We start from the raw sequence: 23,820 nt of genomic DNA, 5'->3' as shown, positions 1-23,820 counted from the left end.
GCGCCGCGCTTGCTACACTGCGCGCCTATTCCTCATACCGGACGCCAGCCAAAGTGAACAACTAAGCCTTCCCAAAATGTTTTCGCCGCCGTGCCACGCACGCCGCGCGCGAAGGTCTTCACGCATTTTCGGAGGTGCTTATGGCTGCAGCCACGCCCACCGGCGCGCTCGTCGCGCTTCATCACGTTTCCTTCCGCTTCGACGACGGCTTCACGCTGTTCGATTCGCTCGACCTTTCCATCGATCGCACGCCGACCGGCATCGTCGGCCGCAACGGCATCGGCAAGAGCCAGCTCGCGCAATTGATCGCGGGCCGCTGCGCGCCAAGCGCGGGGACGATCGAGCGGCACACGCACGTCGTCTACGTCGCGCAGCAGCACGACTACGGTGGCGTATCGGCCGGCCCGCGAACCGTCGCGCAGATCGCCGCGCTCGATGCACCGCTCGGCGCGCTCGCGCGTCTCGCCGACGGTCGCGCGGAACCGCACGACTTCGACCTGATCGGCGATCGCTGGGATCTCGCGGAACGGCTGCGCACCGCGCTCGACGCGGCCGGCCTGCACGACGTGCAAGCCGACACGCCCGCGCAGGCCCTGAGCGGCGGGCAGCTCGCGCGCGTCGCGCTGATCGGCGCACTGCTCTCCGGCGCGGGCCTGCTCGTGCTCGACGAACCGACCAACCATCTCGACGCGCCCGGCCGCGCGTGGCTGCGCGCGGCGCTCGACGGCTGGCGCGGCGGCCTCGTCATCGTGAGCCACGACCGTGCGCTGCTCGCCGACGTGCAGCGCATCGTCGAGCTGACGCCTCAAGGCGTGCGCGCGTACGGCGGCAACTACGCGCTCTATCGCGCGCAGCGCGACGCGGAACAGGATGCCGCGCAGTCCGCGCTCGGCAACGCGCGTGCCGAACGCGGACGCGTCAGGCGCAGGCTCGAACACGAGCACGACACGATCCAGCGTCACGCAGCCGCGTCGCTGCGCGACGCGAAGACGGCCAACCTGTCATCGGGAGCAAAACAGAGTCGCAAGGGCGCGGCGCGCGGCATCATGGGCACGGTGCGGCGCCACCAGAACGAATTCAAGGCGACGCTCGACGAACGCGTGCAGGAAGCGGCCGCTCGCGTCGAAGCCGATGCGCCCGTGCTCGTGTCGCTGCCGGGCACCGAGGTCAGCGCGCGCCGCCAGCTGTTCACGCTCGACCGCGCGCAACTGCCGTGGCGCATCGCCGGTGATGCCGACCCGATCACGTGGTCGGCCAGCGGCCCGGTGCGCATCGCATTGACCGGCCCGAACGGCTGCGGCAAATCGACGTTACTGCGCATGCTCGCGGGCGAGCTTTCGCCGCGTTCAGGCGCGTGCACGACACACGTGAGCGCCGCGTATCTCGACCAGCGGCTCGCGCTGCTCGATCCCGATCGTTCGATCGTCGCGCAACTGGGGCTGCTCGATACGCCGCTCGCCGAAGGCGACCTGCGCAGCCGGCTCGCGCTGTTGCAGCTCGATGCGGTGCGCGCGATGCAGCCGGCGCGGCAACTGAGCGGCGGCGAACGGCTGAAGGCCGCGCTCGCGTGCGCGTTGTGGCGCGGCACGCCCGCACAACTGCTGCTGCTCGACGAGCCGACCAATCACCTCGATCTCGAATCGGTGCGGGCGATCGAAGCCGCACTGGCCGGCTTCCCCGGCGCGATCGTGGTCGCGTCGCATGACCCCGCGTTTCTCGCGGCGCTCGACCCGACGCACACGATGCAGTGGCATCGCGACGGATGGCGCTACGAACCCGTCGCTTGAGGAGAACGAAACGGTGTCAGCCGGCGGTGCGGAACCGCAGCACACCGTCGTCGCCCTGCTCTCGCACGAGCTCACCCGCGAGCCACAGCAGGTTCAGGTGCGCGAGCGCCTCGCCGAGCGCGAACGTCATCTGGTGGATGTCGAGCTCGCGGCGACGGAACATGATCGGCACGATGTCGGCGGCGCTCATCGGCTGTTCCGCGCACGCGACGCGCACTTCGGCCAGACGCGCGTCGTGGTGTTCGCGCAGTTGGGTGATGCGCGTGCGCACGCCGCGGAACGGCTTGCCGTGCGACGGCAGCACCAGCGTATCGGGCGCCATCGTCTCGTAGCGGCCGAGCGACTGCAGGTACAGCGCGAGCGGGTTCGCCTCCGGCTCGAGGTCGAACACGGACACGTTCGTCGAGATGCGCGGCAGCACCATGTCGCCGGAGATCAGTACGCCGTCCGCTTCGCTGTGCAGCGCGCAATGTTCAGGCGAATGGCCGAAGCCGGTCACGACGCGCCACGTGCGCGCGCCGATCGTCACCGCGTCGCCTTCGCGCAGGCGCCGGTAGCGCGGCGGCACGGCCGGCACGAGATCCGAGTAGTAGTGGCGACGGTTGCGCAGCTTGTCGAGCGCGGCCGGATCGGTCAGCCCGTGGCGCGCGAAGTGATCGGCGGCGGCCGCGCCGCCCGCGTTCGAGCCGTTGCCGGCCGCCATCAGGCAGCCGAACATGTACTCGCCGAGCGTCATCCACAACCGCACGTTCCAGCGGCCCTTGTCGCCGCCCTCGCACAGCCAGTTCGCGAGGCCGAAGTGATCGGGATGGCAGTGCGTGACGAGCACGCGCAGCACGGGCAGACCGTCGAGATGCGTGTCGAAGATCTGTTCCCAGTGCGCGCGAATCGCATCCGACGCGATCCCGCAATCGACGATCGTCCAGCCGGCCTGCCCGTCGATCTCGTCGCGCAACAGCCAGAGGTTGATGTGATCGAGCGAGAACGGCAGCGGCATGCGCAGCCAGCGCACGCCGGGCGCGACCTCGAACGTGTCGCCCGCGGCGGGCAGCGTGTCGGCGAAGGGATAGTCGAGTTGGTGTTCCAGTGCGTTCATCGGTGGGGCGTCTCGTCGTTATCGATGCGATTGCGCGCCGGCGGCGGGCCGCGGCGGGCGGTGCGTCGATTCTATCGCCGTCCCGACGAACGCGTGCCCGGCGGCTTGCCGCCCGTCAAAAAAAGTTCGTGCCAGAATCGGTTCCGTACCCGTATCTTTACGCGAAGATGCACCGAATGGTACCCAACGGCGGGCAACCCGCCGCCTGACGGCCGGCCGCGCGTCGCCGCAAAGCCCTTGAACCGCCCGCTTGGGCGCTAAAATGGCGAGTGCTTACAGCCCCTCCCGAACGAGCCTGCACGCGATGAATCACTTCCCCAAACTGCTGTCCTCGCAGATCGGTTTCGACGTCGCGCAGACGATGCTCGAGAACTTCGACCGCCACTACCGGATCTTCCGCGACGCGGCCGTCGAGGCGAAGACGCTGTACGAGCAGGGCGACTGGCACGGGCTGCAGCGGCTCGCGCGCGAGCGGATCACGTCGTACGACGATCGCGTGAAGGAATGCGTCGAGGTGCTGGAAGACGAATACGACGCGGAGAACATCGACGACGAAGTGTGGCAGCAGATCAAGCTGCACTACATCGGCCTGCTCACGTCGCACCGCCAGCCCGAGTGCGCGGAAACCTTCTTCAATTCGGTGTGCTGCAAGATCCTGCACCGCTCGTACTTCAGCAACGATTTCATCTTCGTGCGCCCGGCGATCTCGACCGAGTATCTGGAGAACGACGAGCCGGCCGCGAAGCCGACCTACCGCGCGTACTATCCGGGCACCGACGGGCTCGCTGCGACGCTCGAGCGGATCGTCACGAACTTCCAGCTCGAGCCGGCGTTCGACGATCTCCCGCGCGATATCGCATGCGTGATGCAGGCGATCCACGACGAATTCGGCCATTTCGACGAAGCGCCGAATTTCCAGATCCACGTGCTGTCGTCGCTGTTCTTCCGCAACAAGAGCGCGTACATCGTCGGCCGCATCATCAACGCCGACCGCGTGCTGCCGTTCGCGGTGCCGATCCGCCACGTGCGCCCGGGCGTGCTCGCGCTCGACACCGTGCTGCTGCGCCGCGACCAGCTGATGATCATCTTCGGCTTCTCGCACTCGTATTTCCTCGTCGACATGGGCGTGCCGTCCGCGTACGTCGACTTCCTGTGCACGATCATGCCCGGCAAGCCGAAGGCGGAGATCTACACGTCGGTCGGGCTGCAGAAGCAGGGCAAGAACCTGTTCTATCGCGACCTGCTGCACCACCTGTCGCATTCGAGCGACCGCTTCATCATCGCGCCCGGGATCAAGGGCCTCGTGATGCTCGTGTTCACGCTGCCGTCGTTCCCGTACGTGTTCAAGATCATCAAGGATCAGTTCCCGCCGCCGAAGGAAACGACGCGCGCGCAGATCATGGAGAAGTACCAGCTCGTGAAGCGCCACGACCGCCTCGGGCGGATGGCCGACACGCTCGAGTATTCGAGCGTCGCGCTGCCGCTCGCGCGGCTCGACCACGCACTCGTGCGCGAGCTGGAGAAGGAAGTGCCGTCGCTGCTCGAATACGAGGACGGCAATCTCGTGATCGAGCACCTGTACATCGAGCGCCGGATGACGCCGCTCAACCTGTACCTGCAGAACGGCTCCGATGCCGACGTCGAGCACGGCGTGAAGGAGTACGGCAACGCGGTGAAGGAGCTGATGAAGGCGAACATCTTCCCCGGCGACATGCTGTACAAGAACTTCGGCGTCACGCGCCACGGCCGCGTGGTGTTCTACGACTACGACGAGATCGAGTACCTGACCGACTGCAACGTGCGCCGCGTGCCGCCGCCGCGCAACGAGGAAGACGAGCTGTCCGGCGAACCGTGGTATACCGTCGGCCCGCACGACATCTTTCCTGAGACCTACGGGCCGTTCCTGCTCGGCGACCCGCGCGTGCGCGAGGTCTTCATGAAGCATCACGCGGACTTTTTCGATCCCGCGCTGTGGCAGGCCAGCAAGGACAAGCTGATCCAGGGCGAATTGCCCGACTTTTATCCGTACGACACCGCGCTGCGCTTTTGCGTGCGCTACCCTGCGCGCTTCGGCGCGACGGACCAGAACGATGGCGCAGGCGACGCGCAGCGCGCCGCCTGACGCCCGCTAGACCGCACCGATTGCGACCCGATTTCCGTCAACGGAATCCACACCGATGAACCCCCAAGACAATCCGCTTTCACACCTGTTCGACAACAACGACGCCTGGGTCAAGCACAAGCTCGAGGACGACCCGCAGTTCTTCGCGCGTCTCGCCCACCAGCAGGCGCCGGAATATCTGTGGATCGGCTGCTCGGATTCGCGCGTGCCCGCGAACGAGATCATCGGCCTGCCGCCGGGCGAAGTGTTCGTCCACCGCAATATCGCGAACGTGGTCGTGCACAGCGACCTGAACTGCCTGTCGGTGATCCAGTTCGCGGTCGACATCCTGCGCGTGAAGCACATCATGGTGGTCGGGCACTACGGCTGCTCGGGCGTGAACGCCGCCCTGCTCAATCGCCGCGTCGGCCTCGCCGACAACTGGCTGCATCACGTGCAGGACGTGCGCGAACGCCACTCGGCGCTGCTCGACGCATGGCCCGTGGGCGAAGCACGCTATCGCCGCCTGATCGAGCTGAACGCGATCGAGCAGGTCGTCAACGTGTGCCGCACGACGATCGTCAACGACGCTTGGGCGCGCGGCCAGTCGCTCACCGTGCACGGGCTCGTGTACGGCGTGCATGACGGCCGGATGCGCAACCTCGGGATGGCCGTGTCGAGCTTCGACGCGCTCGACGAGACCTACAAGCGCTGCGTGGCCGCACTCGTCGCCGGCGGCGAGCATGCACCGGACAACGACATGATCGCGGCGGACGCCGCACGACTCGAAGGCGTCGCGCAGGCGGTCGCCGCCACGCTGAAGCCGTGCGACGACGCGAAGTGACGCTCTCGGGCCTGTTCACGCTAATAACGGGCTTGCGCTGGCGTGCAGCCGTGCCACCCATCGAATGGATCTGACCCCGGCGCTGCCGCCACGGCGGCGCCAAGCAAAGGAGCGACGGGCATGAAAACCGCATTGATCGTCGGTGCATCGCGCGGCCTCGGCCGCGAATTCGTCCGCCAATACCGGCGCGACGGCTGGAACGTGATCGCCACCGCGCGCGACGACGCGTCGCTCGACGCACTGCGCGCGCTCGGCGCGCAGGCCCATGCGCTCGACATCACGCAGCCCGAGCAGATCGCGGCGCTCGGCTGGAAGCTCGACGGCGAGCGGCTCGATGCGGCCGTGCTGGTGTCGGGGGTGTACGGGCCGCGCACCGAGGGGGTCGAGACGGTCACCGCCGAGGATTTCGACGCGGTGATGCATACGAACGTGCGCGGGCCGATGCAGTTGCTGCCGATCGTGCTGCCGCTCGTCGAGGACGCGCGCGGCGTGCTGGCCGTCGTGTCGAGCCGGATGGGCAGCATCGCCGAGGCGACCGGCACGACCGGCTGGCTGTACCGCGCGAGCAAGGCCGCGCTGAACGACGCACTGCGCATCGCGTCGCTGCAGACGCGCCACGCCGCGTGCATCTCGCTCCATCCCGGCTGGGTGCGCACCGACATGGGCGGCGCGCAGGCCGCGATCGACCCGGAAACCAGCGTGACCGGCATGCGCCGCGTGATCGCCGAATCCGGCGCGGACGTGTCGCAGGCAAACGGCCGTTTCTTCCAGTACGACGGTATCGAGCTGAGCTGGTGAGCCGGTAGGCAGCCGACAACCCTACGTCGTTAATTCCTGTTTCGCATGATTTTGAACCGACCTGACGCGTGCCCATGCGGCGGCGCGTCCCCCGCTCCCGCCGGCAAAGCGCCGGCGCCCCGCTATGCCGCCTGCTGCGGCCGCTTCATCGACGGCGGCGAGGCCGCGCCGACCGCGCTCGAGTTGATGCGCTCACGGTACAGCGCGTACGTGCTCGGTGCGACCGACTACCTGCGCGCGACCTGGGCCGCGCGCACCTGCCCGCCCGATCTCGACACCGACCCCAAAGCGCCCGACGCGCCGCACTGGCTCGGCCTCGCGGTCAAACGCCACGCTCCGCTCGACGAGCGGCACGCGGAGGTCGAGTTCGTGGCCCGCTACAAGGTCGGCGGACGCGCTTACCGGCTCCACGAGACGAGCCGTTTCGAGCGCGACGAACAGGGGTTCTGGCGCTACGTCGACGGCGAAGTCAGTGAACGTTGACAAATAGTTGCTGTGTCAGACGCCGGGTAATTCCCGCATTGCACAACCCCATTTTGTCCGGCTACGATGACCTCGAATTGGTCATGTTGCATGGCAGGGCTTACGAATGGCGTTCAGCAAGGGATTGGTGGGATGGATGGCGGCGTGTGCGCTGTCGGCCGCTCAGGCCGGTACGCTGCCGAGCGCCAATACGGGGACGGGCGCCGGCGCCAGCGGGTCGCTCGCCCACGCCGAACGCTTCGACTACGCCGATTCGAACCTGCCGCAGGTCGCCGCCGACCTGAACGAACAGATCCTCCGCATTCCGGCCGACGCATCGGGCGCCGTCACGCTCGAGGCCACGCTCTTCAAGCCGAACGGGCCTGGCCCGTTCCCGCTCGTCGTCTTCAACCACGGCAAGAACACCGGCGATCTCCATCAGCAGCCGCGCAGCCGGCCGCTCGCGTTCGCGCGCGAATTCGTGCGCCGCGGCTATGCGGTGATCGCGCCGAACCGCCAGGGCTTCGCAGGCTCGGACGGCACGTACCAGCAGGAAGGCTGCAACGTCGGCAAGAACGGCCTCGCGCAGGCGGCCGACGTCGACGCGACGGTACGCTACATGTCGCACCAGCCGTACGTCGATGCGTCGCGCATCGTCGTCGCCGGCACGTCGCACGGCGGCCTCGTGTCGGTCGCGTACGGCACCGAAGCCGCACCGGGCGTGCGCGGCATCATCAACTTCTCCGGCGGGTTGCGCCAGGACCTCTGCGACGGCTGGCAGAAAAACCTCGTCGACGCGTTCGACCAGTACGGCGCACATACGGCCGTGCGGTCGCTGTGGCTGTACGGCGACAACGACTCGGTGTGGACGCCCGGGCTCGTCGCGCAGATGCACGACGCGTACGTTTCGCACGGCACGCAGGCCCAGTTCATCGATTTCGGCCGCTACAAGGACGACGCGCACCGGCTGATCGTCGATCGCGACGGCGTGCCCGTGTGGTGGCCGGCCGTCAACACGTTCCTCGCGCAGCTGAATTTGCCGACCTCGGTGCGCTACGCGGTCGCGAGCCCGCACGAACCGAAGGCGAGCGGCTATGCGTCGATCGACTCGGTCAACGCGGTGCCGTATGTCGACGAAGCCGGCCGTGAAGGCTATCGCCGCTTCCTGAACCAGCATCCGAGCCGCGCGTTCGCGGTGTCGTCGGAAGGCGCGTGGTCGTGGGCCGAAGGCGGCGACGATCCGATGGCGCTCGCGCTCGACAACTGCTCGAAGCAGGGCGCTGGTTCGTGCCGGCTGTATGCGGTCAACGACCGGGTCGTGTGGAACGACGCGACGCAGACGGCCGACAACGACGACGGCACCGCACGCGACACCGGTACGCCGGCGCTGGCTTCGCGCTGACCCAAGCGCGTCATTTCCCTCCCCTCGCCCGTCACGCCGAGGCCATTGCAGCGCCTCACTTCTCGCCTCGCTCGTGCCCGTAAAATCAAGCGCAATCCGTGGAACGCTCGTTTTTACGAGCATCCGGCTTGAATTCATGTAGCCGTGATAGTTATTTCGATCCTTATCGACATAAGGATCGATTTTACGAACATGAAGGTCAATCAAGCCGCTGCCGCCAGCCCAACCGTTCTCGCAGAAGCCGCCCGCGTTGGCGAAGCGCTCGCCCGTCTGTGCGTTTCGCGCCGCATTCAGCAAAACGAGGCGGCCACCCGCGCCGGGCTCTCGCGCAATACGGCCTATCGTATCGAGAAAGGCGATTCTGGCGTCGCCCTCGGGCAGTGGCTTCGGTATCGCGACGCGATTGCGCCAGGAACGACCGTGCTGGAACTGCTCTCGGCCTTCTGATGGCTGCCGTCGTCAACAGACTCGCGGGGTTTGCCTATCTCGACGATGACTGGGCACCCGCCGGCCTGATCGGGCAACGCGCGACGCTGGATCGTTCGATCTCCCCGTGTCGCCACAAACCGCCCATTTCATCATTCCCCATATTTCTGCGCCGTCACGCCCCGCCCGCCCCACGATTTTTTTCAGTTGGGGGGTCTCACTCGAACGTCGTCATCTGCGGTCATTTCGGGATATCTGAACCGTACCGTCCCGAGCCGCCCCGATCTGCGCCGAACTCCCGCCCAGCAAGGCTTTGCGGTGTTTGTAACCGGTAGTGCAACGGGTCGCGGAACACGCTAATCTCACCGCGTTTCGTTTCTCGCCGCGCGGCATCCCGTCGATGCCGCGCAGCCGTTTTATCCCCCGGAGTCGCCTTGAGTACGCCAGCCACCGACGACTGGGTCGCGCGCAGCCTGCGCGCGGTCTGGCATCCCTGCACCCAGATGAAGCATCACGAGCGCCTGCCGCTGATCCCCGTCGCGCGCGGCGCGGGCCTGTGGCTGGTCGACCGTGACGGCCGCCGCTACTTCGATGCGATCAGCTCGTGGTGGGTCAACCTGTTCGGCCATGCGAACCCGGACATCAACGCGGCGCTGAAGGACCAGCTCGACACGCTCGAGCACGCGATGCTCGCCGGCTGCACGCACGAACCCGCGATCGAACTCGCGGAGCGGCTGCACGCGCTCACCCGGCGCACGCTCGGCCACGCGTTCTTCGCGTCGGACGGCGCGTCGGCGGTCGAGATCGCGCTGAAGATGAGCTTCCACGCGTGGCGCAACCGCGGCCGCGCGAACAAGCAGGAATTCGTCTGCGTCGCCAACAGCTATCACGGCGAGACGATCGGCGCGCTCGGCGTGACCGACGTCGCGCTGTTCAAGGACGCGTACGACCCGCTGATCCGCCATGCGCATGTCGTCGCGTCACCCGACGCACGCGGCGCGCAACCGGGCGAAACGGCCGCCGACGTCGCGGGCCGCGCACTCGCGGACGTGCGGCGCCTGTTCGTCGAACGCGGCGACCGGATCGCCGCGCTGATCGTCGAGCCGCTCGTGCAGTGCGCGGCCGGCATGGCGATGCACGATCCGTCGTACGTCCGTGGGCTGCGCGCGCTGTGCGACGAATTCGGCGTGCACCTGATCGCCGACGAGATCGCGGTCGGCTGCGGCCGTACCGGCACCTTCTTCGCGTGCGAGCAGGCCGGTGTGTGGCCCGATTTCCTGTGCCTGTCGAAAGGCATCAGCGGCGGCTACCTGCCGCTGTCGCTCGTGCTCACGCGCGACGACGTGTTCGCCGCGTTCTACGACGACGACACGACGCGCGGCTTCCTGCACTCGCATTCGTACACGGGCAACCCGCTCGCGTGCCGCGCGGCGGTCGCGACGCTCGACCTGTTCGCGCGCGACGACGTGCTCGCGGCCAATGCCCGCAAGTCGGCGACGCTGCGCGCGGCGCTCGCGCCGCTCGATGCGCACCCGCAGGTACGGCACCTGCGCGAGCGCGGCACGCTGTTCGCGTTCGACGTCGCGCTCGACGGCGACGCGGCGCGCGGCTTTTCGCGCCGCTTCTTCGAGCGCGCGCTGGAACGCGAGCTGCTGCTGCGCCCGATCGGCACGACCGTGTACCTGATGCCGCCGTACGTGATGAGCGACGACGACATCGCGTGGCTCGCGCAACGCACGCGCGACACGCTCGATGCAACGCTCGCGGAGATCGCCGGATGACGAACCCTCTGCTCGATACCCTGCAACGCGGCCTCGCCGCGCTCGACGCGCAAGGGCTGCGCCGCGTGCGCCGCACCGCCGACACCGCGTGCGATGCGCGCATGACCGTCGACGGCCGCGAGATCGTCGGCTTCGCGAGCAACGACTACCTCGGCCTCGCCGCGCATCCGGCGCTCGTCGCCGCGTTCGCCGAAGGCGCGCAGCGCTACGGCTCCGGCAGCGGCGGCTCGCATCTGCTCGGCGGCCATTCGCGTGCGCATGCCACGCTCGAAGAAGAGCTCGCGGCCTTCTCGGGCGGCTTCTCCGACGCGCCGCGCGCGCTGTACTTCAGCACCGGCTACATGGCGAACCTCGCCGCGATGACGGCGCTCACCGGCAAAGGCGCGACGATCTTCTCCGACGCGCTGAACCACGCATCGCTGATCGACGGCATGCGGCTGTCGCGCGCGAACGTGCAGGTCTATCCGCATGCGGATACAGCCGCGCTCGCCGCGTTGCTCGACGCATCGGATGCCGAAACGAAACTGATCGTCAGCGACACGGTGTTCAGCATGGACGGTGACATCGCGCCGCTCGCCGAGCTCGTCGCGCTGGCCGAACGCCACGGCGCGTGGCTCGTCGTCGACGATGCGCACGGCTTCGGCGTGCTCGGCCCGCAGGGCCGCGGCGCACTTGCGGCCGCCGCGCTGCGCTCGCCGCATCTCGTGTACGTCGGCACGCTCGGCAAGGCTGCCGGCGTCGCGGGCGCGTTCGTGATCGCGCACGAGACCGTGATCGAATGGATGATCCAGCGCGCGCGCAGCTACATCTTCACGACGGCCGCGCCGCCGGCCGTCGCGCACGCGGTATCGGCCAGCCTGAAGGTGATCGCGGGCGACGAAGGCAATGCGCGACGCGCGCATCTCGCCGCGCTGATCGACCGCACGCGCACGCTGCTGCGCAACACGCGCTGGCAGCCGGTCGATTCGCACACGGCCGTGCAGCCGCTCGTGATCGGCAGCAACGACGCGACGCTCGCGGCGATGCGCGCGCTCGACGCGCACGGCCTGTGGGTGCCCGCGATCCGGCCGCCGACGGTGCCGGTCGGCACGTCGCGGCTGCGCGTGTCGCTGTCGGCCGCGCATTCGTTCGACGATCTCGCGCGGCTCGAAGCCGCGCTGATCGAAGCCAGCGAGGAGACTGCGGCATGACCGCCCCGCTCTCGCTGTTCGTTACCGGCACCGACACCGAAATCGGCAAGACCTTCGTCTCGGCCGCGATGCTGCACGGCTTCGCGCGGCATGGCCTGCGCGCGGCCGCGCTGAAACCCGTCGCGGCCGGCGCGTATGAACGCGACGGCGTGTGGCGCAACGAGGACGCCGACCAGCTCGACGCGGCCGCGAACGTCGTGCTGCCGCCCGCGCTGCGCACGCCGTTCCTGCTGAAGGCACCGGCCGCGCCGCATATCGTCGCCGCGCAGGAAGGCGTGACGCTCGACATCGACACGATCGTCGCGTGCCATCGCGAAGCGCTGACGCGCGCGGAGATCGTCGTCGTCGAAGGCGCCGGCGGCTTCCGCGTGCCGATGAACGACACGCAGGACATGGCCGATCTCGCGGTCGCGCTCGGCGTGCCGGTCGTGCTCGTGGTCGGCGTGCGGCTCGGCTGCATCAACCACGCGCTGCTGACCGCCGACGCGATCGCCGCGCGCGGCCTCAAACTCGCCGGCTGGGTCGCGAACCACGTCGACCCGGCGATGTCGTTCCCCGATGAAAACATCGCGACGATGCGCGACTGGCTCGCGCGCGAGCATGGCGCGCCGCTGCTCGGCCGCATTCCGCACCTGAGCCCGGCCGCCCCCGAATCCGCCGCGGCGATGCTCGACATCGCCGCGCTCGTCGAGACGCTGCGCACCGCGCAGCATTGACCAATCGAAACAGATCCCCGATCCCTCATCCCCGACCAGGACAGGAAAACGATATGACCCAAGCCCAGACCGCCGCCACCGTGCAACCCGACGCGATTCCCGTGGCCGCTCCGGTCTCGCAGCGCTGGCGCGTCGCCGACGTCGTCGCGCTGTTCGAGCTGCCGTTCAACGACCTGCTCTTCCGCGCGCAACAGGTGCACCGCGAGCACTTCGACGCGAACGCGGTACAGCTGTCGACGCTGCTGTCGATCAAGACGGGCGGCTGCGAGGAAGACTGCGGCTACTGCTCGCAGTCGTCGCACCACGACACGGGCCTGAAGGCCGAGAAGCTGATGGACGTCGACGCGGTGCTCGACGCCGCGCGGGCGGCGAAGGCGAACGGCGCGAGCCGCTTCTGCATGGGCGCCGCGTGGCGCAACCCGAAGGAGCGCCACATGCCGGCGCTGACCGAGATGGTGCGCGGCGTGAAGGAGCTCGGCCTCGAGACCTGCATGACGCTCGGCATGCTGGAAGACGAGCAGGCGCAGGAACTCGCGAGCGCGGGCCTCGACTACTACAACCACAACCTCGACACGTCGCCGGAGTTCTACGGCCAGGTGATCTCGACGCGCACCTACCAGGATCGCCTCGACACGCTCGACCGCGTGCGTGACGCGGGCATCAACGTGTGCTGCGGCGGCATCATCGGCATGGGCGAATCGCGCCGCGAACGCGCGGGCCTGATCTCGCAGCTCGCGAACCTGAACCCGTACCCGGATTCGGTGCCGATCAACAACCTCGTCGCGATCGAAGGCACGCCGCTCGAAGGCACCGCACCGCTCGACCCGTTCGAATTCGTGCGCACGATCGCGGTGGCGCGGATCACGATGCCGAAGGCCGTGGTGCGCCTGTCGGCCGGCCGCGAGCAGCTCGACGACGGCCTGCAGGCGCTGTGCTTCCTCGCCGGCGCGAACTCGATGTTCTACGGCGACCAGTTGCTGACGACGAGCAACCCGCAGTCGCAGAAGGACCGCGCGCTGTTCGAGCGCCTCGGGATCCGTTCGAGCGATGCGGACGCGATGACGGCGAACGCGTAAGCGCCACGCACGGCGAGTTCGTGCGCCACATGAAAAAGCCGGGATACGTCCCGGCTTTTTTACGCGTGCGTCGCGCCCTCAACCTGCTCCACCCAGCGCGCGCGGCTCCATGAACGTGTGCCGGAAATAGTCGCGCACCGCGTGCATCGCGGGGCTCAACTCGATGTCCTTGCGCCAGGCGAGACCGACGCTCATCGGCGGCACCGGATCGCGCAGCACGATCGTCTCGATCCGCCGCCCTTCGAGCGACCACGGCCGATACACCATGTCGGACAGGATCGCGACGCCGCTGCCGTTCGCGACCATGCTGCGCACCGCCTCGACCGACGACGTGCGCAGGATCACGTTCGGCCGGTACGGCGTCTCGCTCCAGTAGCGCAGCGCCGTCTGCCCCGCCTCGTCAACCGTCAGCATCACGAACGGCTCGCGCGCGACTTCCGCGAACGTGACGCTCTCGTGCCTGAGCAGCGGGTGATGCGCGCCGACCCACAGCCGCCGCACCGAGTGGATCACCGGCTCCAGCACGAGCGCCGGATTCGACACGTTCGACGTGAGCAGCACGGCCATGTCGTAGCGGCCCGCGATCAGCCCTTCCTCGATCGACTCGCGATTCAGCTCGTGCAGGTGGATCGTCAGCCGCGGATACAGCGTGTTCAGCCTCAGCACGTGATGCGGCAGGAAGTAGCCGAGCACCGTGTAGCTCGCGGCAATCGCGAGCGTGCCGGTCAGCGTGCTTTCGAGGTTCGGAATCCGCATCGCCTCGTCGACCGACGACAGGATCGTGTACGCATGATTCAGGAAGCGCCGCCCCGTGTCGGTGAGCGTCACGCCCGACGGCGTGCGCAGAAAGAGCTGCGTGCCGAGGCTGTCCTCCAGCTCCTTGATCGCGCTCGTCACGGCCGACTGCGAAATCGTGAGCTGGATCGCGGCCTGCGAGATCTGGCCGAGCTCGGCGGTCGCGACGAAATACTTGAGCTGTCTGAGGGTCAGGGCCATGGTCGATGAGAAAGCAGATGGGCACGCGATAAACATCATAACAACCGTGCCGCGCCCGTGAACCCGGCCTCGTGGAAACCCTGCCATCCCTGCTCCGACGGGCCTTGACGGCCGCTCTCCGGGGTATCGAAAAAATCGATACGGCTGCATACAAAAATAGAACTTTTTTGACGCAACCCGCGCGGCTAACCTGCGTTCAACACGGTTTCGGCATGCGCGACGACGCATGCGAACCGGAGAACCTGGAGGAGCACACCGTATGAGGAAGCACAGCGTCGACCTGAACTCCGACATGGGAGAGGGCTTCGGTCCGTGGACGATCGGCGACGGCGTCGACGAGCAGATCATGCCGCTCATCAGCTCGGCGAACATCGCCACCGGCTTTCACGCAGGCGACCCGAACATCATGGCGCGCACGGTGCAGCTCGCGCGCGACGCCGGTGTCGGCATCGGCGCGCACCCGGGCTTTCGCGATCTCGTCGGCTTCGGCCGCCGCACGATCGCCGAAACGCCGCAGGCGCTCGTCAACGACATCCTGTACCAGCTCGGCGCGCTGCGCGAGTTCGCGCGCCTGAACGGCGTCAGCCTGCAGCACGTGAAGCCGCACGGCGCGCTCTACATGCATGCGGCGGCCAACGAGGCGTTCTCGCGGCTGCTGATCGAGACGCTGCAACGTGTCGACCCGTGCCTGTGGCTGTACTGCATGGAGGCGTCGGTCACCTACCGCGTCGCCGTCGAATACGGGCAGCCGGTGATCCGCGAGTTCTACGCGGATCGCGACTACGACCGCAGCGGCTCGATCGTGTTCACGCGCCGCGTCGGCCGCCTCGATCCGCACCAGGTCGCCGACAAGGTGCTGCGCGCGTGCATCGACGGCAAGGTGCGCACGATCGACGGCGACGACATCGACATCGATTTCGACTCGGTCTGCATCCACAGCGACACACCGGGCGCGCTCGAGCTCGTGCGCGACACGCGCCACGCGCTGATCCGCGAAGGCATCCGGACCGCCGGGCCGCAACCGCTCGCCGCCCATCACTGACTCAAGGAGACACACGATGGCATTGCACGATATCGTCAGCCCGCTGCCGGGCACCTTCTACCGGCGCCCGTCGCCCGATGCGGACTACTACGTCGTGGTCGACGCGACGGTTGCCGCGGGCGCGGTGGTCGGCCTCGTCGAGGTGATGAAGCAGTTCACCGAGATCGAAGCCGATGCGGGAGGGCGCGTGGTCGAGCTGCTCGTCGAGGACGGCGAGCCGGTCGACGCGGGCCAGGTGCTGATGCGGATCGAGGGGTGACGCGATGAAACAGGCCACTTCCCCCGACACGTTCTACCGCCCGTCGCGAATCCGGACCGTGCTGGTCGCGAACCGCGGCGAGATCGCGGTACGCGTGATCCGCGCCGCGCGCGAGCTCGGCATGCGCGCGGTCGCCGTGGTCAGCGACGCGGACCGCGACAGCCTCGCCGCGCGCATGGCCGATGACGCCATCCACATCGGCTCATCGCACGCGGCGAAAAGCTACCTGAATCCCGCCGCGATTCTCGACGCCGCGCGGCAGTGCGGCGCGGACGCGATCCATCCCGGCTACGGCTTCCTGTCCGAAAACGCCGCCTTCGCCGCGCAGGTCGAAGCGGCCGGCCTGATCTTCGTCGGCCCGGACTCGCAGGTGATCGCCACGATGGGCGACAAGGCCCGCGCACGCGAAACCGCGCGGCGCGCCAACGTGCCGACCGTGCCCGGCAGCGACGGCGTCGTGCAGTCGCTCGACGAGGCGCGGGACGTCGCCGCGCGCATCGGCTATCCGATCATGATCAAGGCGGCCGCCGGCGGCGGCGGGCGCGGCATCCGCGTCGCGCACGACGCCGCGCAGCTCGATGCCGAGCTGCCGCTCGCGCAGCGCGAGGCGCAGGCGGCGTTCGGCGACGGCGGCGTATACCTCGAACGCTTCATCGCGCGGGCGCGCCACATCGAGGTGCAGGTGCTCGGCGACGGTCACAATGTCGTCCACCTGTTCGAGCGCGAATGCTCGCTGCAGCGGCGCCGCCAGAAGATCCTCGAGGAAGCGCCGTCGCCGTCGCTCACGCCCGCGCAGCGCGACGCGCTGTGCGCGTCGGCCACGCGCCTCGCGCAGGAAGTCGGCTATCGCAGCGCGGGCACGCTCGAATACCTGTTCGACGACGCGCGCGGCGAGTTCTACTTCATCGAGATGAACACGCGCATCCAGGTCGAGCATCCGGTGACCGAGGCGGTCACCGGCATCGATCTCGTGCGCGAGACGCTGCGCATCGCCGACGGCGAGCCGCTGCGCTTCGCGCAGCACGCCATCACGATGCGCGGCGCGGCGCTCGAATGCCGGATCAACGCGGAAGATCCATTGCAAGATTTCCGCCCGAACCCCGGCCGGATCGACGAACTCGTGTGGCCGACCGGCCCCGGCGTACGCGTCGATTCGCTGCTCTATCCGGGCTACGTCGTGTCGCCGTTCTACGATTCGCTGCTCGCGAAGCTGATCGTGCACGACGAGAGCCGCGCGGCCGCGCTGCGGCGCCTGGCGCGCGCGCTCGGCGAGCTGCACGTCGGCGGCCTGAAGACGACCGCGCCGCTGCACGTCGCACTGCTCGCGGACGACGACGTGCGCGCCGGGCGCTATCACACGAATTTCCTCGAGGCGTGGATGCCGCGATGGCGCGAAGCCGCCACCGCCGCCGCGCAGCAACACGCAGCCGACAATGCAGACGCCGTGCGCGTCGGGGAGGCGATGTGACGACCCGTTATACGTTCGGCGGCGACGAGTTCGTGTTCGTCGAAATCAGCGAATCGATGTCGCTCGAGGCGTTCTTCAAGGGCACGGCGATCACGCGTGAACTGCAGCGCCGCGCGGTGCCGGGCATCACCGAGATCTGTCCGGCGAATGCGTCCTACCAGGTGCGCTACGACCCGGACGTGATCGAGCCCGATGCGCTCGTCGCGCTGCTGAAGACGATCGAGGCCGAAGTCGGCGACGCGCCGCTCGAACTCGACACGCGCATCGTCGAGGTGCCGGTGCTCTACAACGACCCGTGGACGCACGAGACGCTGATGCGGTTTCGCGAGCGTCACCAGGACCCGTCGTCGACCGATCTCGAATACGCGGCGCGCATCAACGGCAAGCGCGATGTCGACGCATTCATTGCCGCGCACTCGGGCTCGCCGTGGTTCGTGTCGATGGTCGGCTTCGTCGCCGGCCTGCCGTTCATGTACCAGATGGTCGAGCGCGAACGCCAGCTCGAAGTGCCGAAGTACCTGCGGCCGCGCACCGACACGCCGAAGCTGACGGTCGGCCACGGCGGCTGTTTCGGCTGCATCTACTCGGTGCGCGGCGCGGGCGGCTACCAGATGTTCGGCGTGACGCCGGCGCCGATCTTCGACCCCGAGCAGCGGCTCGACTACCTGCGCGAGTTCATGGTGTTCTTCCGGCCCGGCGACATCGTGAAATTCCAGCCGATCGATCGCGATGCGTACGACGCGGCAGTGGCCGACGTCGAAGCCGGCACCTTCTCCCTGCGCGTGCGCCCGGTGAAATTCTCGCTCGACGCGTTCCTGCGCGATCCCGATGCGTATAACCGCTCTCTCGTCGAGGTGCTGCATGCAAACTGACGCGCACAACCTGATCGAAGTCGTGAAACCCGGCCTCGCGACGTCGGTCCAGGACATGGGCCGGCAAGGCTACTACCACGTCGGCATTCCGCCGTCGGGTTCGCTCGACCAGTACGCATCGCGCGCGGCGAACCTGCTGGTCGGCAATCCCGAGGAAGCCGCCGTGCTCGAATGCACGCTGCTCGGCCCCGAGCTGATGTTCCATACGGATGCGCTGTTCGCCGTCACCGGCGCCGAGATGACACCGAAGATCGACGGCATCGGGCAGCGCTGCAACGTCGCGCTGCGGATCCGTGCGGGCAGCGTGCTGTCGTTCCATTACGTGAAGGCCGGCGCGCGTGCGTATCTCGCCGTGGCAGGCGGCATCGACGTGCCGGTCGTGCTCGGCAGCCGCTCGACCTACACGCTCGGCGCGATCGGCGGCCACGCGGGCCGGCGCCTGCAGAAAGGCGACCGGCTGCCGATCGGCGCCCCCGTCGGCACGCATCGCGAAGGGCGCGAGCTGCCGACGGCCGTGAGCCGGCCGCTCGACAACCAGGTCGAGCTTCGGGTGCTGACGGGCCTGTACCACTACCGGCTCACCGACGATTCGGCGCGCACCTTCTTCGATGACGAGTGGACGGTCGCGCCCGAAGCCGACCGCATCGGCTACCGCTTCAAGAACGGCCGCGCGCTGCAGTTCCGGCCGCGCGAGCAGCCGTTCGGCGCGGGCGCCGATCCGTCGAACATCGTCGATGCGTGCTACCCGATCGGCTCGATCCAGGTGCCGGCCGGGCTCGAGCCGATCATCCTGCACCGCGACGCGGTGTCGGGCGGCGGCTACGCGACGATCGGCACGGTCATCAGTGCCGACCTGGACCTGATCGGCCAGATGCAGCCCAACCACCGCGCGCGCTTCGTGCGCGTGACGATGGCCGACGCGCTCGCCGCGCGCCGCGAGTACCAGCGGCGCCTCGCGCTGCTGCGCGCCGTGCTGCGGGACTGAGCACCGGGCGCCCGGCGCGCGTGCCGGGCGCCATTGGTCACCCCCCTCTTTTCGCTGTCCGTTTTCCGACCGCGCGGCCGTGCGCCGCGCGGCGGGGACGCTTGCGCGCTGTTTCCGTTCCTGCCGAACCGGTTGCCCGCCCGACGTCGGGGCAACCCTGCGGATCGCATGTGCCGCGGCCGAGACGTCGTTCGCAGTTTCCGCTCATCAAGGAGCACGATCATGGCCAACCTGGCTCAGGCCCACCCCGACGAGGATCTCGACCTGTCGACGCTCGCCGTTCCCGACCACGCGCGCATGCCGCCCTTTTCGCTGACGATGGCGTGGTGGGCCGTGTGCAGCGCGGTGTTCTACATCGTCGTGGGCGCCACGCTCGCGCTCACCTATGGCGCACGCAACGCGCTGATCGGAATGGCGCTGTCGGTCGTGTCGTACGGCCTCGTCAACACGATCATCAGCCGCTATGCGATCCGCACGGGGCTGTCGGTCGCGCTGTTCTCGCGCGTGCTGTTCGGCAGCGCGGGCGCGGCGCTCGCCACGCTGATCTTCTTCGCGACGGCGATCTACTACGCGGTGTTCGAGGGCTCGGTGATCGCGGTCGCCGCGCACCACCAGTTTCCCGGGCTCGACTACAAATGGGCCGCGCTGATCGTCGTCTGCTACAGCGTGCCGCTCGTGTTCGGCAGCGTGCAGCACTGGCTCGACAAGTTCAACGGCGTGCTGCTGCCGTTCTACCTGCTCGGGCTGCTCGCGGCGGTCGGGCTCGCAACGGCCGAATACGGCTACCACGCGGCGTGGCTCGATTTCGGCCCGACGGGCGCCGTACCGGCCGGCGGCTGGTGGCACTGCTTCGTCTACTACATGGGCGTGTGGGTGCTGATGATGTTCACGTTCGACTACGCGCGCTTCGGCCGCAAGGACGACGCGGGTTATCACGGCCGCTTCAACTTCGGGATGCCGTTCTACCTCGTCACGTTTCTCGTCAACGGCGCGGCCGGCATCTATCTCGTCAGCACGATTCCGGGGCTCGGTACGCTCTCCGAAGTATCCGTGGTGCTCGCGCTGCTGAAGCTGATGGGGGTATGGGGATTGCTGTTCGTGTGGGTCACGCAATCGCGGATCAACACCGCGAACTACTACCTCGCGACCGTCAACATGCAGGCGTTCTTCCTGAAGGTGGCCGGCCTGCGCGCGCCGAAATTCGTGTGGGCGCTCGTGGTGGGCGCGGTCGTCTATGCGCTGATGATGGCGGACATCTTCTCGCGGATCCTGCAGGCGCTCGCCTACCAGGGGATCTTCGTCGTCGCATGGGTCGGCGTCGCGCTCGCGCACATCCTGTCGGATCGCTACGGGAAACTGGTCGGCGACGACGTCGAATGCCGCGACGCCCATGTACCGACCTTCAACCCGGGCGGGCTGACCGCCTGGTTCGCCGGCGCATTCATCGGGCTCGCGCTGAACCAGGCGACGGGGTTCGCCGCATCGCTGTCGGCGCCCGCGACGTTCGTCGTGTCGTGGGTGGTCTATCGTGCGCTGCTGGGCACGGCCAAGCGGGCCTGGTTCGTACGCAATACGTGACACGGCGCACGCACGCCGCCGTGCCTCATCCGATCGTCTGCACCGCGTTGCCCTGCGCATCGCGGATCACGGTCTTCTCCACGCGCCAGCGCACGCCGTCGAGCCCGTCGATCGCATACTCGCCGGCGCGCGGCTGCAGCGTGCGCGCCAGCGCCCGCACCGTCGCGTCAGTGAGCCGCAGCGTCAGCGTGCCGTCCTCGTCGGTGACTTCGTTCGCGTCGGCGTGCACGAACCGCACCGCGCCGTCATGACCGACCAGGCGGAACGGCCGGTCGAACGGCAACCGCAGCGGCAGCAGCGTGACCAGTTCGTCGACCTGCCGCGCGCCAACGGTGATCTCGATCACGGGCGCGCGCAACAGCCGCTTGCGCGTTTCCCATCCGAGCACGTCGGTGAACAGGTAGCCGCTCGACGAGCCGTCGCGCTGCGTACCGGCGTCGACCGCGCCGCGCACGTCCGCGCGCTCGAGCAGCGATGCGCGACCGAGATCGGTCACCCACAGCGGCATATGCGGCAGCAGCGTGTCGAGCAGCGCGCGCGTGCGCCAGCGCTTCGCGGCACGCTCCTCGTCGAGCGTCAGCCCGACGATCTGCAGGAACGCCAGGTGGCCGTGCGGCGTATCGATCGCCGGCAGCTCCGGATCGAACGCGAAGCCCATCGAGCAGAGCTGCGTGTCGGTGTCGAGCGCGATCGGGCCGTTGGCCGTCATCCAGTGACCGTCGTCGAACGCATTGCCGCTCTGGAACACGTAGCGCGCGAGGTTCTGCAGGAAGCTGAACACCCAGTTCGGCGGTTCTTCGGCGGCGGCGCCGCAGGCGACGCGCATCGTCAGCTCGAAGCCGAAGCCGCTGACGGCCGGATCGTCCGACTCCTTCGCATACAGCTCGGACAGCCCATACGTGACGAAATGCCAGTGCGGCACGGGTTCCGCGCGCTTCCACACGCTGATCCCGTCGAGCGGATCGCGGCCGCCGAGCCGCCACTTGAGCAGCGTGGCGTAGTGCTTCGGCTCCTGCCCCGGATAGACGCGCGCGAGCGCGCCGTCGATCGCGTCCCAGCCCGGCGCGCCGTCGTCGGCGGCACCGTCGTGCGGGTCGTGCGTTGCGTCCGTCATGTGGCCCCCTCTCCGCGATGGTGTCCCGGTGTCTGGTGTCGGTGCAAGCAGCGGCAGTGATCGCCGCCATCCGACGCACGCGTCACACGTGCGCCGCCGCGCCGTCGATCGCCGCGCGTACACGCTCGACGCGTGATGGATCGACCGGCGCCAGCACCTCGCCGCGCGGCCGCACACCCGAGCCGACATGCACCGCGCGCACGCCGGTCGCGCGGACGAAATCGCCGACCGCATCGACCGTGAGCCCCGAGCCGGCCAGCACCGTGCAGGTCGAGCCTGCGGCCTGCCGCACCAGCCGCGTGATCGTGGCGACCGCGTCGAGCACCGACGGATGGCCGCCCGACGTCAGCACCGACGTGACGGCCGGCACGCGCAGCAGCGCGTCGAAGGCGGCATTGAGGTCGCGCGATACGTCGAACGCGCGGTGGAAGGTCAGCGCGCGGCCGTCCGCCGCGGCCGCGATGCGGGCCAGTGCGTCGAGATCGACGTCACCGCGAGCGTCGAGCGCGCCGAACACGACGCCGTTCGCCCCGGCCGCGACGGCTGCACGCACGTCGCGCTCGATCACGCGGAGATCGTCGGCGTCGTAGACGAACGACCGGCTGTGCGGTCGCACGATCACGTTGACGGGAATCGGCACGGCGGCCACGACGGCTTCGATCAGGCCGACGCTCGGCGTCAGCCCGCCTTCGGTGATCGCGGTCACGAGTTCGAGGCGGTCGGCGCCCGCGCGGGCGGCGGCCTTCGCATCGCCGACGGTCGTGGCGATCACTTCGAGGAGAACGGAGGAGGCGGCGTTTCGGTTCATGGGCGGCCCGCGAATCGTCAGGACAATTCGCGCATCCTAGCCGAGCCGCGAGACGGACGCCAGCGTGCCGGCGGCCGCGTACTTCAGCGGCGTACTTCAGCCGCGCCGCATGAGCCAGACGCCGACGAGCGCCGACAACGCCGTCACGCCGGTGCCGGGCACGAAGCGGAACATGCGCGCGTTGAAGTACGCACCCTGCTGCTGCATCACGTCGACGATCGCCGGCGTGAGCACGAGTGTCCCCCAGCCCACCATCCCGAGCGCGGTGGTCGCGGCCGCGACGAGCAGCACGATGCCCGCGCCGCGCGCACGCGGCCGGAATGCGCCGGCAAACGCGCCCGCAGCGAGCAGCACGGCCGACACCGCGAACAGCACGGCGACGAATAGGGCGGTCGCGCCCGCGTGGCCGACTTTCATGAACGCCGCCATCTGCGCGGCGATCACGCAGAAGCCGGCGATCGAGAACAGCACGATCGCCAGCGCGTTACGCACGACGCTCACGCGACGGCCTGCCGGAAATACGCGGTCGCGGGGCGCCGGAACATCAGGTAGACGAACAGCGCGAACAGCAGGACGCCAGGAATCAGCACCGCATACATCGACGCCGGCATGTTGACGAACGAGAACGCAATGCCGATCACAAACGTCACGATGTAGGCCTTGCGCGACCACTCGCGGCCTTTCAGGATCGCGATGCCGATCACGACGTTCGCGGCTTCGAGGATCACGCTGATGCCGAGCGTCGCCCAGACGGGCAGCAGGTAGTGCGCCAGCAGCGCCTGGGTGGTCGGCATGCCGATCGAGAACGGCGTATAGACGCACGTGATCGCGTTGGTCACGATGATGATCCACGCGAGAATGGTCAGCGAAATCGGTCTTTTCATTGTGTTTTCCTTGTTATTCGCCGCCATGGTGGCCCCCGGGACGGCGCGCGCGCGGTCACGATGGCCGCGGTCGGGGAAGCGCGCGGCGAACGCAACGGCGGGCCCGCTCCGCTCGCGTCGCCCGCCCCCGCCGCC

The 23,820-nt window shown here is 68.5% G+C and carries 23 protein-coding genes; 17 read left to right on the top strand and 6 right to left on the bottom strand.

The features are described from left to right. Positions 1-140: 140 nt before the first annotated feature. A complete protein-coding gene (locus G3N96_RS26815; protein ID WP_206139063.1) occupies positions 141-1,787 on the top strand; it encodes an ABC-F family ATP-binding cassette domain-containing protein in 1,647 nt (548 codons plus the stop codon). 16 nt (positions 1,788-1,803) lie between these two features. On the opposite strand, the gene G3N96_RS26810 is transcribed toward G3N96_RS26815, so the two are convergent. After that, a complete protein-coding gene (locus tag G3N96_RS26810) occupies positions 1,804-2,883 on the bottom strand; it encodes an MBL fold metallo-hydrolase (RefSeq protein ID WP_089495733.1) in 1,080 nt (359 codons plus the stop codon). 304 nt (positions 2,884-3,187) lie between these two features. On the opposite strand from G3N96_RS26810, the gene aceK reads away from it, so the two are divergent. The 10 genes from aceK to bioB all read left to right on the top strand — a co-directional run bounded on the left by aceK (position 3,188) and on the right by bioB (position 13,679). After that, entirely contained in the window at positions 3,188-5,005 is a 1,818-nt protein-coding gene (gene aceK / locus G3N96_RS26805; protein WP_206139062.1) for a bifunctional isocitrate dehydrogenase kinase/phosphatase, read from the top strand. A gap of 55 nt (positions 5,006-5,060) precedes the next feature. Beyond that, positions 5,061-5,828, top strand: coding sequence for a carbonate dehydratase (gene can, locus G3N96_RS26800; protein WP_089441136.1), 768 nt, complete (start codon positions 5,061-5,063; stop codon positions 5,826-5,828). A 120-nt stretch (positions 5,829-5,948) separates the two neighbouring features. Continuing rightward, positions 5,949-6,626: an SDR family oxidoreductase gene (locus G3N96_RS26795; protein WP_089441137.1), complete on the top strand. Its 678-nt coding sequence runs from the start codon at positions 5,949-5,951 to the stop codon at positions 6,624-6,626. A gap of 45 nt (positions 6,627-6,671) precedes the next feature. Continuing rightward, positions 6,672-7,109: a YchJ family protein gene (locus G3N96_RS26790; RefSeq protein WP_124584967.1), complete on the top strand. Its 438-nt coding sequence runs from the start codon at positions 6,672-6,674 to the stop codon at positions 7,107-7,109. 106 nt (positions 7,110-7,215) lie between these two features. Next, entirely contained in the window at positions 7,216-8,490 is a 1,275-nt protein-coding gene (locus tag G3N96_RS26785; protein WP_206139061.1) for a CocE/NonD family hydrolase, read from the top strand. 192 nt (positions 8,491-8,682) lie between these two features. Beyond that, a complete protein-coding gene (locus G3N96_RS26780; RefSeq protein WP_124584971.1) occupies positions 8,683-8,937 on the top strand; it encodes a helix-turn-helix transcriptional regulator in 255 nt (84 codons plus the stop codon). Between the two features lie 413 nt (positions 8,938-9,350). Continuing rightward, the gene (bioA, locus tag G3N96_RS26775) at positions 9,351-10,697 is read left to right on the top strand and encodes an adenosylmethionine--8-amino-7-oxononanoate transaminase (RefSeq protein ID WP_206139060.1); all 1,347 of its coding nucleotides are present in this window, start codon (positions 9,351-9,353) and stop codon (positions 10,695-10,697) included. Beyond that, positions 10,694-11,887 carry an 8-amino-7-oxononanoate synthase gene (bioF, locus tag G3N96_RS26770; RefSeq protein ID WP_206139059.1) on the top strand — a complete coding sequence of 398 codons (1,194 nt, stop codon included), beginning with the start codon at positions 10,694-10,696 and terminating at the stop codon, positions 11,885-11,887. The genes bioA and bioF overlap by 4 nt, the downstream gene beginning before the upstream one ends. Next, entirely contained in the window at positions 11,884-12,603 is a 720-nt protein-coding gene (bioD, locus tag G3N96_RS26765) for a dethiobiotin synthase (protein ID WP_206139058.1), read from the top strand. The genes bioF and bioD overlap by 4 nt, the downstream gene beginning before the upstream one ends. Positions 12,604-12,656: 53 nt before the next feature. Continuing rightward, positions 12,657-13,679, top strand: coding sequence for a biotin synthase BioB (bioB, locus tag G3N96_RS26760; RefSeq protein ID WP_089441144.1), 1,023 nt, complete (start codon positions 12,657-12,659; stop codon positions 13,677-13,679). A gap of 78 nt (positions 13,680-13,757) precedes the next feature. On the opposite strand, the gene G3N96_RS26755 is transcribed toward bioB, so the two are convergent. Further along, positions 13,758-14,675: a LysR family transcriptional regulator gene (locus G3N96_RS26755; protein ID WP_206139057.1), complete on the bottom strand. Its 918-nt coding sequence runs from the start codon at positions 14,673-14,675 to the stop codon at positions 13,758-13,760. A gap of 259 nt (positions 14,676-14,934) precedes the next feature. On the opposite strand from G3N96_RS26755, the gene G3N96_RS26750 reads away from it, so the two are divergent. The 6 genes from G3N96_RS26750 (at position 14,935) to G3N96_RS26725 (ending at position 20,879) form a co-directional block, all read left to right on the top strand. Continuing rightward, a complete protein-coding gene (locus tag G3N96_RS26750; RefSeq protein ID WP_206139056.1) occupies positions 14,935-15,717 on the top strand; it encodes a 5-oxoprolinase subunit PxpA in 783 nt (260 codons plus the stop codon). A gap of 16 nt (positions 15,718-15,733) precedes the next feature. After that, entirely contained in the window at positions 15,734-15,976 is a 243-nt protein-coding gene (locus tag G3N96_RS26745; RefSeq protein WP_206139055.1) for an acetyl-CoA carboxylase, read from the top strand. Between the two features lie 4 nt (positions 15,977-15,980). Further along, on the top strand, positions 15,981-17,444 hold the full coding sequence (locus G3N96_RS26740) for an acetyl-CoA carboxylase biotin carboxylase subunit (protein ID WP_206139054.1): 1,464 nt from the start codon (positions 15,981-15,983) through the stop codon (positions 17,442-17,444). Next, positions 17,441-18,316 (top strand): allophanate hydrolase subunit 1, encoded by an 876-nt coding sequence (locus G3N96_RS26735; protein ID WP_206139053.1) that lies wholly within the window; start codon positions 17,441-17,443, stop codon positions 18,314-18,316. Before G3N96_RS26740 ends, G3N96_RS26735 begins: the two co-directional genes overlap by 4 nt. Continuing rightward, a complete protein-coding gene (locus G3N96_RS26730; protein ID WP_206139052.1) occupies positions 18,306-19,301 on the top strand; it encodes a biotin-dependent carboxyltransferase family protein in 996 nt (331 codons plus the stop codon). Before G3N96_RS26735 ends, G3N96_RS26730 begins: the two co-directional genes overlap by 11 nt. Before the next feature lie 222 nt (positions 19,302-19,523). Continuing rightward, positions 19,524-20,879, top strand: coding sequence for an allantoin permease (locus G3N96_RS26725; protein ID WP_206139051.1), 1,356 nt, complete (start codon positions 19,524-19,526; stop codon positions 20,877-20,879). A 25-nt stretch (positions 20,880-20,904) separates the two neighbouring features. On the opposite strand, the gene G3N96_RS26720 is transcribed toward G3N96_RS26725, so the two are convergent. From G3N96_RS26720 to G3N96_RS26705, 4 genes are all read right to left on the bottom strand, one after another. Then, on the bottom strand, positions 20,905-21,993 hold the full coding sequence (locus G3N96_RS26720) for a suppressor of fused domain protein (protein ID WP_206139050.1): 1,089 nt from the start codon (positions 21,991-21,993) through the stop codon (positions 20,905-20,907). A gap of 82 nt (positions 21,994-22,075) precedes the next feature. After that, positions 22,076-22,801 (bottom strand): copper homeostasis protein CutC, encoded by a 726-nt coding sequence (locus G3N96_RS26715; RefSeq protein ID WP_206139049.1) that lies wholly within the window; start codon positions 22,799-22,801, stop codon positions 22,076-22,078. Positions 22,802-22,897: 96 nt separating this feature from the next. Next, on the bottom strand, positions 22,898-23,302 hold the full coding sequence (locus tag G3N96_RS26710; RefSeq protein WP_175236832.1) for a hypothetical protein: 405 nt from the start codon (positions 23,300-23,302) through the stop codon (positions 22,898-22,900). After that, positions 23,299-23,685, bottom strand: coding sequence for a hypothetical protein (locus G3N96_RS26705; RefSeq protein WP_124584993.1), 387 nt, complete (start codon positions 23,683-23,685; stop codon positions 23,299-23,301). The genes G3N96_RS26710 and G3N96_RS26705 overlap by 4 nt, the downstream gene beginning before the upstream one ends. Positions 23,686-23,820 lie beyond the last annotated feature (135 nt).

The sequence above is a fragment of the Burkholderia sp. Se-20373 genome (assembly GCF_017104705.1).
GTDB lineage: Bacteria > Pseudomonadota > Gammaproteobacteria > Burkholderiales > Burkholderiaceae > Burkholderia.
The sequence above is the reverse complement of the archived record's forward strand: the minus strand, read 5'-3'. Positions and strand labels throughout refer to the sequence as shown.